Source organism: Variovorax boronicumulans (genome assembly GCF_009811375.1).
GTDB classification, from domain to species: domain Bacteria; phylum Pseudomonadota; class Gammaproteobacteria; order Burkholderiales; family Burkholderiaceae_C; genus Variovorax; species Variovorax boronicumulans.
Genome location: NZ_BKDH01000001.1, coordinates 3,155,132 through 3,169,881, shown reverse-complemented (window position 1 = coordinate 3,169,881; position 14,750 = coordinate 3,155,132). Strand labels below are relative to the sequence as shown.

The window sequence follows — 14,750 nt, the reverse complement described above, 5'->3', positions numbered from 1 at the left end:
CTCCCGCGCCGGTTACTTCGCCGCTTCGCTGCGCGGCAACTGCGCCTTCAACAACAGCGCCATCTCCTTCTTGCGCGCCGGCGGCAGCCGCGGCGTGATCGCGCCGAAGCTGATCGCGGCCAGCGTCGTGGCCGATGCCGCAAACGTGCGTCCCACGCCCGACACGCCTTCGGTGAGCGTGTCCACGATGTCGGCATGGCCCGCCGCGCGTGTGCGCTTCACGGCCTGCTTCATGCGCTCGCGGGTGAAGCCGGCCTGCGCGTACTCGGCGGTGTGGCGCTCGAGGATGCGGTCGATCTCGGCATCGGACAGCGCGGCCATCAGCGCCAGCCCGCCCGCGCCCAGGCCCAGCAGGCGGCGCCCGCCGACGTCGGTGGTGAACACCTTCACCGGAAAGTGCCCCTCTTCGCGGTGCAGGCACACGCAGTAGTCGCCCTGGCGGATCACGAGGAACACGGTGTCGCCCGACATGCGCGCGAGCTTTTGCATGAGCGCGCGGCACGAGTCCACCAGCGGCACGCGCCGCATCGAGGCGAAGCCCAGCTGCATGGCGTCGATGCCCAGGCGGTAGGCCTTGCCGTCGGGGTCGCGCTCGGCGAACTGCTCTTCGGCCAGGCACGACAGCAGGCGGTGCACGGTGGAGCGCTCCAGCCCCGAGGCGGCGATCACCTCGGTGAGCTTGATGCCTTCCTCGTGGTGCTCGGCCAGCAGGCGCAGCAGCTGCAGGGCGCGCCGCAGGCTCTGGGCGCCGGCGGTCTCTCTGGGTTCGTCCATATAGTGGGAAAAATCGGAATTAGTGTTTGGGATGCAGGAATTTCGAAGTCTAAACTGCCCCCGCCCCAGACACCGACCCGGAGACACACGATGGCGTACGACACCCTCGAAATCGAACACCACGGCGCCGTGCGCCGCATCCTGCTGGCACGCGACGCCCAGCGCAACGCCCAGAGCCAGCAGATGCTGGACGAGCTCATGGCCGCCTTCGACGACGCCGCGCGCGACGACACGGTGAACGCCGTGGTGCTCGGCGGCAAGGGCGCGCACTTCTCGGCCGGCCACGACCTCAAGCAGGCGCAGGCCGAGCGTGCGAACTTCACCGTGGAAGAGCGCTGGGCCTACGAAGAGCTGCGCTACTTCGACTACTCGATGCGCATCTGGGACTTTCCCAAGCCCACCATCGCGCAGGTGCAGGGCGCCTGCGTGGCGGGCGGTTTCATGATCGCCAACATGTGCGACCTGGTGGTCGCGGGCGAGTCGGCCTTCTTCAGCGACCCCGTGGGCCACACGCTGGGCGCGGCGGCCACCGAGGTGCTGATCCACCCGTGGGTGATGGGCGCGCGCAAGGCCAAGGAAATGCTCTACACCGGCGGCAAGCTGTCGGCGCAGGAGGCGCATGCCATCGGCATGGTGAACCGCGTCGTGCCCGATGCCGAACTGGCCGACGCCGCACTGGCGCTCGCGCAGCAGATCGCCAAGGCGCCGCCGTTCGGGCTGCGGCTGATCAAGCGCTCGATCAACCGCACGCTCGACGCGCAGGGCCTGCGCACCGCGCTGGCCGCGCACTTCGACACGCACCAGCTCTCGCACCTGAGCGAGGGCTTTCTCACGGCCCGCGACCGCGGCCTGGCTTCGGCCATCCAGAAGAACCCCGCCTCCGCCTGAATCAAGATGACCTTGCACCGTCTCGAACCCCTGCTGAACCCGGCCTCGATCGCCGTGGTCGGCGCCAGCGGCAATGCCGCGCGCATCGGCGGCATGCCGCTCGCGCACCTCACGACATTCGGCTACCGGGGCGCGATCTACCCGATCAACCCGAAGTACGAAGAAGTCTTCGGCCTGCGCTGCTGGCCCGATCTCGAAGCGCTGCCTGCCGCGCCCGACCTGGTGGTGCTGGCACTGGCCGCGGCCGAGGTCACGCCGATGCTCAGGCGCTGCCAGGCGCGCGGCGTGCGCGCCGTCATCGTCTATGCCGCGGGCTTTGCCGAAGCCGGTGCGGCAGGCGCTGCATTGCAGGCCGAGCTGGAGGCCTTCGTGGCCACCACCGACATGGTGGTCGCGGGCCCGAACGCGATGGGCTTCGCCAACCTCAACACGCAGGCCCACACCAACTTCGCCTCGGTGTTCAACACCGCGCCGATGCAGCAGGGCCCCGGCCGCGTGAGCCTGCTCACGCAAAGCGGCAACGTCTGCGCCGCGGTGTACGCCATTGCGCGCCGGCTGGGCGTGGACTTCAGCCACTTCATCAACACCGGCAACGAAGCCTGCGTGGACTTCGCGCAGTACCTCGAGTACCTGGCGCAGGACGACGCGACCGAAGTGGGCATCGGCTACATCGAGGAGCTGCGCGACGGCCCGCGCTTCATGGAGGCCGCGGCCGAGTTCGTGCGGCGCGACAAGCTGCTCATCCTCTACAAGGCCGGCGAGACCGAGAAGGGCTCCGAGGCCGTGCGCTCGCACACCTCGGCGCTGGCCGGCGACCAGCAGATCTACCAGGCGGCGTTTCGCCAGCTCAACATCATCCAGAGCCACGACTTCGCGCAGATGGCGCAGCTCGCGCACCTGGCAGGCTACCGGCACCGAAGCGCCGGCAAGCGCGTGGCGATCATCACCATCTCGGGCGCGCTGGGCGCGATCCTGGCCGACAAGTTCATCGGCCAGGGGCTCGACGTGCCCACGCTGCCGCAGCCGCTGCAGGACCAGCTGCGCGCCGGCATTCCCGACTACGGCATGGTCTCCAACCCGGTCGACGTGACAGGCAACGTGGTGAACGACCCCGGCTTCGTGCGCACGGCGATGGAAGCGCTGGCCGTGTCCGACGCCATCGACGCCATCGTGGTCTACGCGCCGGGCTACATGCTCGACCGCATGGCCGACGACCTGTGCGTCGTGGCCGAGAAGCACCCGCGCCTGATCGTCGCGATCGACACCGGCGCCGCGAAGACGCGCGAGCAATTGCGCGCGGGCGGCGTGCCAGTGTTCGAGGACATCGGCGTGGCCGTGTCGGCGCTGTCGCCCTTCCTGCTGTGGCAGGAGCGGCGCAAGCACAACCCCTGGCTGCAGGTGCGCAGCCAGCCCGCGCCCGCGCGCGCCGCGCTGGCGGGCCGGGGCGACGAGCACACCACCAAACGCTACCTCGCGGAGTTCGGCGTGCAACCGGTCGACGAGGCCGTGGCGCGCACGGCCGACGAAGCCGCGGCCGTGGCCGCGCGGCTGGGCTTTCCAGTCGTGCTGAAGGTGCTCAGCGCCGACATCGCGCACAAGACCGAAGCCGGCGGCGTGCGCCTGCGCCTGGGCAATGCGCAGGAGGTGCGCAAGGCCTTCGACGAAGTGATGGCCTCGGCGCGCGCCTACGCGCCCACGGCGCAGATCGACGGCGCGCTGCTGCAGAAGATGGAAGCAGGGCAGGCCGAACTCATCCTCGGCGCCACGCGCGACCCGGTGTTCGGCATGACGCTCACCGTGGGCCTGGGCGGCGTGCTCACCGAGCTGTACAAGGACGTGAGCCATCGCGTGCTGCCGGTCGACGAGGCCATGGCGCGCGACATGCTGGGCGAGCTCAAGGCCTTTCCGCTGCTCACGGGGTATCGCGGCCGGCCGCTGGGCGACGTCGAGGCCGCGTGCCGCGCCATCGCCGGATTTTCACGCGCCGTGCTGGCGCTGCAGGAACAGGCAGAGGAGGTCGAGGTCAACCCGCTGCTCGTGAAGGAACAGGGCCAGGGCGTGCGCGCGCTCGACGCGCTGGTCCTGACTTCGTAAGACACAACCACAACTATCGACAGAGACAGGAGACATCCCATGTTCAAAAAAGCACTGGCCTGCGTGGCCCTGGCCGCCGCCGCGCTCGCGGGCGGTACCGCCGTGGCGCAGACCTACCCGACCAAGCCCGTCACGCTCGTCGTGCCGTTCTCGCCCGGCGGCGCGGCCGACATCATGTCGCGCCTGCTGGCCGAGCGGCTGCACAAGCGCCTGGGCCAGCCCGTGCTGGTGGAGAACAAGCCCGGCGCCGGCACCATGATCGCGTCGGAGTACGTCGCCAAGGCCGCGCCCGACGGCCACACGCTGCTGCTCGCGGCCTCGTCGCTGGGCATCGCGCCCAGCCTGTACAGCAAGGTCAACTACGACCCGGTGAAAGACTTCGCACCGGTCTCGCAGGTGGCTTCGGTGGTGCACGTGCTGGTGGTGCATCCGAGCATTCCGGCCAGGAACGTGGGCGAGCTCGTGAGCTGGCTCAAGGCCAACCCCAACAAGGCCAACTACGGCTCGGTGGGCGCGGGCACGTCGACGCACCTGGAGGCCGAGCTCTTCAACAGCGTGGCCGGCGTGAAGATGCAGCACATCCCCTACAAGGGCAGCGCGCCCGCGCTCACCGACATGATCGGCGGCCAGTTGCAGGTGATGTTCGATGCGTACGCGTCCTCGGGCCCCTTCATCAAGGACGGCAAGGTGCGCCTGCTGGCCGTGACCACGGCGCAGCGCTCGCAGTCGCTGCCCGACACGCCCACCGTTGCCGAGTCGGGCCTGCCCGGCTACGAAGCCATGCCGTGGCTGGGCGTGGTCGCGCCGGCGAAGACGCCTGCAGCGGTCGTGAACAAGCTGCACGACGAACTGCAGGAAGTGCTCAAGGAACCCGAGGTGAAGGACAAGTTCCGCAGCCTGGGCCTGGACATCATCGGCAACAAGCCCGAGGAGTTCGCTGCGTTCCTGCGCAAGGACATCGTGAAGTGGGCCAAGGTCATCAAGGACTCTGGCGCAAAGGCCGACTGACACCCGCGATCCATCAGCAAGAACGAGAAAGCAGACAAGCATGCAAGTGGGTTACTCGGCGCAAGACGAAGCCTTCCGCCTCACGTTGCGGGACTGGTTCGAGACGCACTATCCGCGCTTCGTCGCGGCCTGGCCAGGCGGCGCGCCCGACGCCAACGAGCTGACCTGGCGCCGCGCCTGGGAAGACCACGTGTGCCAGGCCGGCTGGTCGGGCCTGGGCTGGCCCGAGGCCCACGGGGGCAAGGCCTGGCCGCTCACGCGGCAGGCCATCTTCCACGAGGAGCAGGCCCGCATCGGCGCGCCGCTGGGCGTGAACATCATCGGCCACGGCATCCTGGCGCCCACGCTGATCCACTTCGCGAGCGAGGCGCAGAAGGCCCGCTACCTGCCGGGCATCCTGAGCAACCGCGAGATCTGGTGCCAGGGCTACTCCGAGCCCGGCGCGGGCTCCGACCTCGCGGCGCTGTCCACGCGCGCCGAGCGGCGCGGCGACCACTACGTGCTCAACGGCCACAAGGTGTGGACCTCGTTCGCCCACATTGCTGACCACTGCTTCGTGCTCGCGCGCACCGACGCCGCGGCCGCACGGCACAAGGGCATCAGCTTCCTGCTGGTCGACATGAAGAGCCCCGGCGTGCGCGTGGAACCCATCCGCCAGATCACGGGCGAGTCGGACTTCAACGAGGTCTTCTTCGAGGACGTGAAGGTGCCGCTCGACGCGCTGGTGGGCGAGGAGAACGGCGGCTGGCGCCTGGCGATGGCCGCCGCGAGCTTCGAGCGCGGCACCTACTTCATTCCGCGCCAGGTGCGCTTCACGCAGGAGCTGGGTGCGCTCACGCGGCTGGCGGCCGGCGTGCAAAGGGGCGGACGCCCCGCGCTCGACTGCCCGCACCTGCGGCGCGACCTCGCGCGGCTGGCGGTCGACAGCCATGTGCTCAAGCTCAAGTCGTACCGCGCGCTCACGCACGCGATGCGCGGCGGCCCCCCGGGGCCCGAGGGCTCGTCGACCAAGCTGCACTGGAGCGAGTCGCACCAGAAGTTGCTCGCCACCGCCATGGAGGTGCTGGGCGAGCGCGCGCTGGCCGGCCCCGAGCCCACGGGCGCCGACCCCCAGGGTGCGGCCTGGGTGCGCGACTACCTGTGGACGCGCGCCGAAACCATCCTGGCGGGCACCTCCGAAGTGCAGCGCAACATCCTGGCCGAGCAGATGCTGGGCCTGCCCAAGAACTGATTGACGACGACACGACCCGCCATGGATTTCGCATTGAACGACGAGCAGCAGATGCTGCACGCGTCGGCCCACCGCTTCTTCACCGACCACCACCCGCTCGCGCGCGCACGGCGCGCCTTGCCCTGGGCCGATGCCATGCAGCAGTCGCTGTGGGCCGACATGGCCGGCATGGGCTGGATGGCACTGCTGGTGCCCGAGGCGCACGACGGCCTGGGGCTCGGCATGAGCGAGGCCTGCATCGTGGCCGAGGCCGCAGGCCAGCAATTGGTGAACCTGCCGCTGGCCAGTAGTGCGGTGCTGTTGCCGTTGTGGCTGCAGGCGTGTGGTGAGGCACCGCCCGAGGCGTTGCGCGAGGGGGTGCGTGCGGCGATGGTGGGCGAGCGTGCTTTCCATTGCGTCGCGGAGGGTGATGGCTGGATCGATCACGCGGGGCAAGCCTCCGACCTCGTGGTGGTGCAGGGCTGGCACGACGATGCGGCGCCTTTGCGCGTGGCGCTGCGGCCGATGCCCGAGGGCGCGGCATCCGATGCGCTCGATCCCACGTTGCGACAAGCGCCGGCGGCTCCCGCGCCATCGCTCGCGTGGGAGACGCTGCCCATCGCCCCCGAAGCACGTGCCCGCGTGCGCGCCGCGCATCGCGTCGCGCTGTCGGCCGAACTCGTCGGCGTCGCGCAGGCTGCACTCGACCTCGCCAGCGCCTATGCCCGCGAGCGCGTGCAGTTCGGCAAGCCCATCGGCAGCTACCAGGCCATCAAGCACCAGCTCGCCAACGCCTGGATGGGCGTGGACAACGCGCGCCTGGCCGTGCGCTACGCTGCCGCCGCGCTCGACGGCGGCCTGCCGGACTGGCGTTTTGCCTGCGCCGCCGCCGAGTTCACCGCCATCGAAGGCGCGCAGCAGGCCACGCGCACGGCCATCCAGGTGCATGGCGGCATGGGCTTCACCTGGGAGCACGACGCGCACCTGTACCTGAAGCGCGCGCAGCACCTGGCGACGCGCCTGGGCGGTGCGTCGCGCGCGCTGGACCAGGTCGAGGCGCTGGCCCTGGCCTGAGCGGCGTCAGGCCTGCGGCGCGGCAGCGTCCGCGCGCAGGCCATCGATCAGCAGCGACAGGCTCGCCCGGAACTCGGTCTCCGCATCGCTGGCCGTGGCGGCGGTCGCGATCTCGATCAGGTGCGGGAACCGGTCCGGCGGCAGCGCCTGGAAGCGCGCGATCGTGTCGTCGGGCGATTCATCGGCCTGCAGCGTGAGCGGCCCGGCCAGTTCCGCCTGCGCGGCGCCCATGATGAGCGCGGACACGGCGCGAAAACCCACGAGCAGGCGCGCGCCGCTGCGGCCGCTCTGGGCCAGCGTGCGCAGCAGGGCTTCGGTCACTTCGAACACCGCGGGCGAGCGGCTGCGCTTCGTGAGGATCAGGGGAATCACATGGGGATGGTCGCGGATCACGCGCCACAGCGCGATCGCGATGTCCTCCAGCGCTTCGTGCCAGGGCAGGCGGTCGTCGGTTTCCCAGTGCACCTTGCCCAGCACCGCCTCGACCACCAGCATCTCCAGCTCCTCGCGCTGCGAGACGTAGTTGTAGAGCGTCATCGCGCCGGTTTCCAGCCGGCTCGCGAGCGCGCGCATGGTCAGGCCGGAGAGGCCGTCCGCATCGACCAGCGCCAGCGCGGCCTGCTGGAGCTGTTCACGGGTGAATTTGGCGGGACGTCCCACGCTTGACTCCGTTCTCGAAGGGGTTGTAAAGTAATAAGCGTACAGTGTACTTAAAAATCATAAGACGCTTTCCAGCCACCCGGCCCGGCGTCTTCGCAACCCTTCCTGAAGGATCATCGATGCAGTTCTCGCCCGGCGATGTGGTGCCCGCCACGGCCCTGGAAACGATCCACGGAAAGCCCTTGCAGCTGCCGGACGCCGGTTCGCGCTGGGTCCACCTGCAGTTTCGCCGCTTCGCGGGCTGCCCGGTCTGCAACTTCCATCTGCTGACCTTCGCCCGAAGGCAGGGCGAGCTGGCGGCGGCGGGCATCCGCGAGGTCGTGCTCTTTCACTCGTCCGCGCAGGAGATGCGCAAGTACCAGGCGCAGCTGCCGTTCGACTGCGTGGCCGACCCCGCCAAGGCGCACTACCGGCGCTTCGGCGTGGAGACCTCGCGGCTGGCGTTCCTGCATCCGCGCGTCTTCTGGAGCGGCCTGCGCTGGGTGCTCGCGACGGGCCGCTTCTACAGGAAGGCGGAGAACGGCATCACAGGTTTGCCGGCCGACGTGCTCATCGACGCGCGGGGCACCGTGGTCGCCGTCAAGTACGGCGGGCACGCGGACGACCATTGGGAGGTCGACGAGCTGCTGGCGCTGGCCGGCGCCGCGAGTTCCTAGGCAGAGGCGCACGCCCGCGGTGCGCCAGCGCACGCTGCAGGTGCGCTCGGGCGCCGCTTTTCAGCCCGACCCCGGAGAACCCGTCTTCCAGGCCTGAAAACCACCCGGCATGAAGCTTGCAAACGCTCGCAACTGAATGAAATTTGAATTTCAACTATTTGAAGTAGGTGAAATCCATATGCCATTCAGGCGCGATGCCGCCTACGATGCGATCCGCGACACCGGGCTGCACCGCGCAAGCAAGCACTTCATTCCTTCTCAAGGGGTTTTTCCATGGCTGGACCTGCACTCTCCTCCGGGCCCGACTCGCCCCGAGTCGCGGAGCTCGATCGCGCGCTCGACACCATCGGCGTCACGCGCTCGCACCACACGATCATTTTTCTGATCCTCATCGGCTGCCTGTTCGATGCCTTCGAGCAGAACGCGGTCGGCATCGTCGGTCCGATGCTGCGCGAGCAGTGGGGGCTGAGCGCCTCCGACATCGGCTTCCTGAACACCGTCACCTTCGCCTGCGCGGCCATCGGACGGATCATTTCGGGCTTCATCGCCGACCGCTACGGCCGCCGCGTGATGCTGTCGATCGACCTGCTGCTGTTCACGCTCGGCGCGGGCATCTGCGCGATGGCGCCCAACTTCACGGTGATGGCGCTGGGCCGCGCGGTGGTGGGCTTCGGGCTGGGCGGCGAGATCGCCATTGCGGTCACGATGCTGGCCGAGTTCTGCTCGACCAAGTTCCGCGGCACGGCCGTGGGGATGGTGAACGTGGGCGCGGGCGGGCTCGGCAACTTCCTCGCACCGGGCTTCGGCCTGCTGGTGTTCTGGATGTTCCCGGGCGACAACGCCTGGCGCTGGCTGTTCGCCTGCCTCATGGTGCCGGCGCTGCTGGGCGCCTTCTACCGCCGCTACATCCCCGAGACGCCGCGCTTCCTGCTGTCGCAGGGCCGCGTGAAGGAGACCAACGCGGTGCTGTCGCGCCTCGCCTCGGGGCGGCTGTCGGGCAAGCCGGCGGCGCCTCACCCCTACATCACCGACGACGGCACGCTGGCGCAGGCCGCCCGGCCGAAAGTGCGCGTGACCGAGATCTTCCGCGGCGCGCTGGCGCGGCGCACGGTGCCGCTGTGCATCACGATCTGGATGACCTACGGTGCGCAGATCTCGGTGCTCACGCTGATGCCGACCATCCTCGTGACGCTGGGCTACAGCATGTCCAAGAGCCTGCTGTTCACGATGGTGATGCAGGGCGGCAGCCTGCTGGGCGCCATCGCGGCCTCGCTGCTGGGCTTTCACTTTCCGCGCAAGCGCGTGCTGACGGCCGGCGCCGTGTGCGCCTGCCTCGCGGCGCTGACCATCGGCTTCGTGGCCAAGAGCATCGTCGTGATCCTCATTGCGGGCGCGGTGTTCCAGTTCTTCGTGCTGCTGCTGAACACCACCATCTGGATCTTCGCGCCCGAGCTGTACCCGACGCGCGTGCGCGCCTTCGGCACGGCCTTCATCCTCGCCACGGGCACGGCCGCGGGCGCGCTGATGCCGCTGGTGGCAGGTCGCCTGTTCGACAGCTTCGGGCTCGTTGGCGTGTTCGGCCTGGCCGCCGCGATGTACGCGGTGTTCGTCGCCAGCGTGCAGTGCGTGCCCGAGACCTACGGCCAGTCGCCCGATGCGCTGCCGCTGCCCGGCGAGGCCGAGGCCGAAGACCGCGCACCGGGCGCGACGCTGGCCCGCTCGAACTGAGCCACGCAACGAACGATCTCCAAAGAAAGCGTTTTTCCGCATGCCCGACATCCTGCTCATCAACCCCAACGCCTCCGTCGCCACCACCGACATGATGGTCGGCATCGCGTCCGCTGAAGCGCCCGCCGGTTGCCGCGTGACTGGCCGCACGGCGGTGCAAGGCCCGCCGATGATCGTCAACGAAGACGAGCTGAACGCGGCCGCGCACGAGGTGCTGAAGGTGTGGCGCGCCGCAGCGGGCGGGGGCTGGGACGGCGTGATCGTCAGCGCCTTCGGCGACCCCGGCGTGGCGCTGCTGCGGCGCGAGGCCGGCGTGCCCGTGGTCGGCATCGCCGAAGCCTCGATGCTCGCGGCGGGCGAGGGCGGGCGGCGCTTCGGCATCGCCACCGTCACGCCCGACCTGGTGGCGCCCATCGAGGCGCGCGCGGCTGCGCTCGGGTTGGGCGCGCAGTTCAGCGGCATCCGCCTCACGCAGGGCGATCCGCGTGCGCTCGCGGCCGATGCGAAGGCGCTCGAAGAGGCGCTGGCGCAGGCCGTGCAACGCTGCATCGACGACGACGGCGCGCAGGCCGTGATCATCGGCGGCGGTCCGCTCGGGCAGGCCGCGCTCGCGCTCGCACCGCGCTTCGAGGTGCCGGTGATCGCGCCGATCGGTGCGGCGATGCGGCTGCTGTGTTCGAAGCTCGCGGTCACACCCTAAGACGTTCGTCGCGGCGATGAGAGGCAAGGCGTTTTGGCAATGAACGCCTTCTAGAATGAAACGACACACTTGTCCGCAAACCTCGGGCAAGCCGCATCGTTCGTTTTCTTTCTTGCATGCCTCACCTTCGACCGCGTTCCGCTTTCCTCGCTTTTCTTCTCCTTTCTTCCCTCGGCGCCGTCGCACAAACCGCGACACCCCAGCTGGTCCTCGTGCCGCAACACGAGCGCACGCCGGAAACATCCAACGCCCCCGCACTCGACCTTGCCGTGACCCGCTTCGCCGGCATGGCGTCGGGCTCGTACTACTGGCCCGAAGGCCTGCTGGCCGAGCAGCTGATCTCGGGCCTGGCCTCGCGCCCCGACCGCAAGCAGCAGGCGCTGCCTGACGGCCAACGACTGCTTTCGTCGTATCGCCGGCCCTACGACGGCGGCGAGCGCGCGGCCGTGCTGGTCGACGACCGCAGCGGTGACGTGCTGGCCGCCGCACTGGTGCATCGCAGCTGCGGCAAGGACTCGTCGTCGAGCGGTTGCCTCGACGACCAGCATGCCGTGCTCTCGGTCTTCCTGCGTCCCGGCCTCGACCGCACCAAGGCGCAACCGCTGGTCGCATGGAGCCAGCAGGTTCCCGACCGCATGCAGGGCGGTGAGGGTGTGGGCGAGAAGATCGCCACGACCGAGTACGTCACTATGGACGCCGCGCGCACCACGGCGCGTCCCATCGTGCGGCCCAACAAGGCCTTCTCCGCGCAGGTGCCGCTGTACCCCAAGGCGCTGATCTACGGCACCGCGCAGGACGCACTGAGCGACGCCAAGGCCAAGCGCGTGCTGCGCCTGCAGACCGTCGACACGCCGCAGCAGGTGCTGGCGTTCTACAAGCAGCTGTCGCCGCCGCTGAAGGACATCGAGTTCGGCGACGGCTTCATCGTCGGCAGCCGCAACGGCCTGCGCTTCTCCGTCGAAACGACGGTCCCGCGCGACATGCCCGCGATCACGAACATCGAAGTGGAAATTTCCGAATGAAGAAGACCTTGATTCAGTCGGCGCTGGCGTCGCTGGCGTTCGCCTGCGCGCTCACCGCCCACGCACAAGACGCTGCGGCGCCCGTCACAACCGAACTGCCGCCGCCCACGCTGCGCCTCAGCGAGCAGACGCGCATCCGCAGCGCCGTGATCGGCCTGGTCGGCTACGCGCGCGGCAGCTACACCGAACCCGACACGCTGATCGCGCAGCAGCTGCTCGAAGGCATGCGCTCGAAGTTCGACGTCACGCGCACCGTGTGGCCCGACGGCCGCCAGGTGATCGCGTCGGTCAGCGGCGGCGGCCACGGCGAAGAGCGTGCGGCGATGCTGATCGACGCCGACGGCCGCGTGCAGGCGGTGGGGCTGGTCAACGGCCACTGCCGCGCGGCCGCCAAGCGCGACGAGCCCAAGGTGTGCAACCCCTTGCCGCAGACCGTGCTGTCGGTCTTCCAGCGTGCCGGTGCCAGCCAGGCCGACGCGGCTCCGCTCGTGGCCTGGAGCAAGCAGCTGCCGTCGTTCCTCGCGGCCATGGCCGACAGCGACGATCCGGCGGATGTGGCCGCCGCGCAGAAGATCGCCAGCGTCGAATACATCACCGGCCAGCCGGGCGTGCCGGGCTGGCGCGCCGAGCAGCTGCCGCCGGGCTTCCCGGCGTCGCTGCATCCGCTGCTGGTGCAGACGGCCGAGGTGAACAGCACCGCCAGCGCCGGCAAGATCGTGCTGCCCAAGGGGCTGGCCGGCCTGCCGATGCGCACGGCCTACCAGAGCGCCCAGCGCCCCGAGGCGCGGCTGCCCGACGCCGAGGTCACGCTGCGCAGCTACGAGCCGATCGCCAAGCTGGTCGACGCCTACCGCGAACTCGCCAAGGGCGCGACGCTGGACGAGGAGGGCCGCGAGGTCGTCTTCAACGGCACCGACGGCGCGGGCCGCTACAGCGTGCGCCTGCGCGACGCGAAGGAAACCGGCGTGTACATCACCGTGGCGAGCTGGAAGCGCAAGTAGCAGCCGCCAAGCGTTGCATGGCCCTTTGTGGGGCGGATGTCAATCGGAGGATTCTTGCCGCCCCCCTGCGATGACACCGAGGCGGGCGGGGCAGGGTGCTCACGAGAATCGATGCATGACCGAGGCCGTCAGAGCCCGCCGCATCCACCTCGAGGAGACAACCACCATGCAACGCTCCCGTTCTCTTGCAGGCCTCATCCGCCTGCTGCTTCGCACCACGGTCCTGTGGGCGCTCGCGATGCTCGCGGCGCCCGCGCTGGCCGCCTACAACCAGAGCCTCACGCGCACACTCGACGCCGGCCAGATCTACGGCAAGGTCGCGGCCAACAACACGCACGCCTTCCTGGGCATTCCCTTCGCGCAGCCGCCCGTCGGCAACCTGCGCTGGCGCGCCCCGCAGCCGCCGCAACCGTGGAGCGGCGCGCGTGCCGCGACCACGCTGGCCGGCATGTGCGCGCAGGTCGGCAACCCCTTCGGCGAGCCCGACCCGGCCACCTTCGGCCAGCCCGTGGGTACGGAAGACTGCCTGTACCTGAACGTGTGGCGGCCGAACTCCAGCGCCGAGAACCTGCCGGTGTTCTTCTGGATCCACGGCGGCAGCAACACCAAGGGCTCGGCGCGCGAGCCGGCCTACGACGGCGCCTACCTGGCGCAGAAGGCCAACATGGTGGTGGTCACCGTGCAGTACCGCATGGGCATGCTGGGCTGGCTGAACCACCCGGCCATGAAGACCGGCAACGCGCTGGACGACTCGGGCAACTTCACCACGCTGGACCTGGTGCGCGCGCTCGACTGGGTGAAGGCCAACGCGCGCGCCTTCGGCGGCAACCCGGGGCAGGTGACGGTGGCGGGCCAGTCGGCCGGCTGCATCAACACCTGGGGCCTGCTGCAGTCGCCGCTGGCCGACGGCAAGTTCCACCGCGCGCTGTGCATGTCGGGCGTACCCAATGCGTACCCGCCGGTGGTGGGCACGCTGGCGGCCGACTCGCTCATCGACAACCTGCTGGTCGACACCGGCCGCGCCTCGACCACGCTGCAGGCCGCGGCGCAGCGCGTGACCATGAGCGCCGCCGACATCGCCGCCTTGCTGCGCGGTGCGAGCGCGGCGCAGATCATGAAGTTCACGCCCAGCCCTGTGGTGCCGGGCCACTTCACCGACGGCACCGTGATCCGCGCGAGCGGGCTGCCCGGCCTGCTCGCGGGCAACTACAACAAGATGCCGCTGATGATCGGCTCCACGCACGACGAGGGCTCGTACTTCGCCTTCCTGTTCGGCATGGGCCAGCCCTCGCAGCAGGAGCTGTGGAACCTGACCAACTACGCAGCGCCCGGCAGCGTCACCTTCAACCAGCTGATCAAGCCCGAGTTCCGGCCGATCTACACGCAGACGCATGAAGTGATCAGCTACGCGCTGGACAACGTGATCGACAACGTGATCCGCGTGCTGCGCCTGCAGAACGGCGACATCTACCGCTACAACTACAACTGGGACGACACGCCGCAGCCCTGGAAGGACACCTTCGGCGCGTTCCACGGCATCGACGTGGGGGCGCTGTTCGGCAACTTCGTGACCGACGAGCCGAACTTCATGCGCTTTGCCTGGAGCCCCGCGAACGCCAGCAGCCGCAAGGCGCTGTCGGACAAGTTCATCGGCCACGCGGCGAGCTTTGCCCGCTACGGCGCACCGAGCCGCATGTTCGACGGCCAGACGACCTGGAACAACTGGACCAACTTCGTGTGCCTGCTGTGCAGCAAGCGCATGATCTTCGACAACCAGCCGCGCATGTCGGCCGACGACTACTTGTTCTTCTGGCCGCGCTATTCGCTGCTGTCGCCGCAGCAGCGCGAGTTCCTGTTCCAGCAGATCGACTTCAACGCGCTGCCCGACTCGGTGGACCCGCTGCGCAACGGTACCCGCTGAGTTCCTGAAGAATC

13 protein-coding genes are annotated in these 14,750 nt (G+C 69.3%); 11 read left to right on the top strand and 2 right to left on the bottom strand.

The window, feature by feature from the left end; genetic code table 11:
• Window positions 1-12: 12 nt before the first annotated feature.
• A complete protein-coding gene (locus tag VHAB30_RS14505; protein ID WP_159277484.1) occupies window positions 13-774 on the bottom strand; it encodes an IclR family transcriptional regulator in 762 nt (253 codons plus the stop codon).
• A gap of 90 nt (window positions 775-864) precedes the next feature.
• Between VHAB30_RS14505 and VHAB30_RS14500 the strand changes: the two genes are divergently transcribed.
• Genes VHAB30_RS14500 through VHAB30_RS14480 form a run of 5 tightly spaced genes read left to right on the top strand, consistent with a single transcriptional unit; the run spans window position 865 to window position 7,048 of the window.
• Window positions 865-1,662 carry an enoyl-CoA hydratase gene (locus VHAB30_RS14500; RefSeq protein ID WP_070059491.1) on the top strand — a complete coding sequence of 266 codons (798 nt, stop codon included), beginning with the start codon at window positions 865-867 and terminating at the stop codon, window positions 1,660-1,662.
• A gap of 6 nt (window positions 1,663-1,668) precedes the next feature.
• The gene (locus VHAB30_RS14495; protein WP_159277483.1) at window positions 1,669-3,756 is read left to right on the top strand and encodes an acetate--CoA ligase family protein; all 2,088 of its coding nucleotides are present in this window, start codon (window positions 1,669-1,671) and stop codon (window positions 3,754-3,756) included.
• A gap of 39 nt (window positions 3,757-3,795) precedes the next feature.
• Window positions 3,796-4,764, top strand: a complete 969-nt coding sequence (locus tag VHAB30_RS14490) for a tripartite tricarboxylate transporter substrate binding protein (RefSeq protein ID WP_159277482.1) — start codon at window positions 3,796-3,798, stop codon at window positions 4,762-4,764.
• A gap of 40 nt (window positions 4,765-4,804) precedes the next feature.
• Window positions 4,805-5,995 (top strand): acyl-CoA dehydrogenase family protein, encoded by a 1,191-nt coding sequence (locus VHAB30_RS14485; protein WP_159277481.1) that lies wholly within the window; start codon window positions 4,805-4,807, stop codon window positions 5,993-5,995.
• Between the two features lie 21 nt (window positions 5,996-6,016).
• Window positions 6,017-7,048, top strand: coding sequence for an acyl-CoA dehydrogenase family protein (locus VHAB30_RS14480; RefSeq protein ID WP_159277480.1), 1,032 nt, complete (start codon window positions 6,017-6,019; stop codon window positions 7,046-7,048).
• Window positions 7,049-7,054: 6 nt separating this feature from the next.
• On the opposite strand, the gene VHAB30_RS14475 is transcribed toward VHAB30_RS14480, so the two are convergent.
• Window positions 7,055-7,708, bottom strand: coding sequence for a TetR/AcrR family transcriptional regulator (locus VHAB30_RS14475; RefSeq protein ID WP_159277479.1), 654 nt, complete (start codon window positions 7,706-7,708; stop codon window positions 7,055-7,057).
• Window positions 7,709-7,827: 119 nt separating this feature from the next.
• Between VHAB30_RS14475 and VHAB30_RS14470 the strand changes: the two genes are divergently transcribed.
• From VHAB30_RS14470 to VHAB30_RS14445, 6 genes are all read left to right on the top strand, one after another.
• The gene (locus VHAB30_RS14470; RefSeq protein WP_070059485.1) at window positions 7,828-8,364 is read left to right on the top strand and encodes a peroxiredoxin-like family protein; all 537 of its coding nucleotides are present in this window, start codon (window positions 7,828-7,830) and stop codon (window positions 8,362-8,364) included.
• Window positions 8,365-8,637: 273 nt separating this feature from the next.
• Window positions 8,638-10,092 (top strand): MFS transporter, encoded by a 1,455-nt coding sequence (locus VHAB30_RS14465; RefSeq protein WP_139703123.1) that lies wholly within the window; start codon window positions 8,638-8,640, stop codon window positions 10,090-10,092.
• 40 nt (window positions 10,093-10,132) lie between these two features.
• Entirely contained in the window at window positions 10,133-10,792 is a 660-nt protein-coding gene (locus VHAB30_RS14460; protein ID WP_159277478.1) for an aspartate/glutamate racemase family protein, read from the top strand.
• A gap of 269 nt (window positions 10,793-11,061) precedes the next feature.
• Window positions 11,062-11,814, top strand: a complete 753-nt coding sequence (locus VHAB30_RS14455; RefSeq protein WP_159277477.1) for a hypothetical protein — start codon at window positions 11,062-11,064, stop codon at window positions 11,812-11,814.
• Window positions 11,811-12,815 (top strand): hypothetical protein, encoded by a 1,005-nt coding sequence (locus tag VHAB30_RS14450; protein WP_159277476.1) that lies wholly within the window; start codon window positions 11,811-11,813, stop codon window positions 12,813-12,815. Before VHAB30_RS14455 ends, VHAB30_RS14450 begins: the two co-directional genes overlap by 4 nt.
• A gap of 166 nt (window positions 12,816-12,981) precedes the next feature.
• Complete coding sequence (locus VHAB30_RS14445; protein ID WP_159277475.1) at window positions 12,982-14,736, top strand: carboxylesterase/lipase family protein; 1,755 nt, start codon at window positions 12,982-12,984, stop codon at window positions 14,734-14,736.
• The last annotated feature ends 14 nt before the right edge of the window (window positions 14,737-14,750 follow it).

What these genes read in the sequence shown, in the direction of transcription:
- VHAB30_RS14500 (WP_070059491.1), top strand. Translation starts at nt 865, where the DNA reads ATGGCGTACGACACCCTCGAAATCGAACACCACGGCGCCGTGCGCCGC.
- VHAB30_RS14505 (WP_159277484.1), bottom strand. Translation starts at nt 774, where the DNA reads ATGGACGAACCCAGAGAGACCGCCGGCGCCCAGAGCCTGCGGCGCGCC.
- VHAB30_RS14465 (WP_139703123.1), top strand. Translation starts at nt 8,638, where the DNA reads ATGGCTGGACCTGCACTCTCCTCCGGGCCCGACTCGCCCCGAGTCGCG.
- VHAB30_RS14480 (WP_159277480.1), top strand. Translation starts at nt 6,017, where the DNA reads ATGGATTTCGCATTGAACGACGAGCAGCAGATGCTGCACGCGTCGGCC.
- VHAB30_RS14460 (WP_159277478.1), top strand. Translation starts at nt 10,133, where the DNA reads ATGCCCGACATCCTGCTCATCAACCCCAACGCCTCCGTCGCCACCACC.
- VHAB30_RS14485 (WP_159277481.1), top strand. Translation starts at nt 4,805, where the DNA reads ATGCAAGTGGGTTACTCGGCGCAAGACGAAGCCTTCCGCCTCACGTTG.
- VHAB30_RS14450 (WP_159277476.1), top strand. Translation starts at nt 11,811, where the DNA reads ATGAAGAAGACCTTGATTCAGTCGGCGCTGGCGTCGCTGGCGTTCGCC.
- VHAB30_RS14490 (WP_159277482.1), top strand. Translation starts at nt 3,796, where the DNA reads ATGTTCAAAAAAGCACTGGCCTGCGTGGCCCTGGCCGCCGCCGCGCTC.
- VHAB30_RS14495 (WP_159277483.1), top strand. Translation starts at nt 1,669, where the DNA reads ATGACCTTGCACCGTCTCGAACCCCTGCTGAACCCGGCCTCGATCGCC.
- VHAB30_RS14445 (WP_159277475.1), top strand. Translation starts at nt 12,982, where the DNA reads ATGCAACGCTCCCGTTCTCTTGCAGGCCTCATCCGCCTGCTGCTTCGC.
- VHAB30_RS14470 (WP_070059485.1), top strand. Translation starts at nt 7,828, where the DNA reads ATGCAGTTCTCGCCCGGCGATGTGGTGCCCGCCACGGCCCTGGAAACG.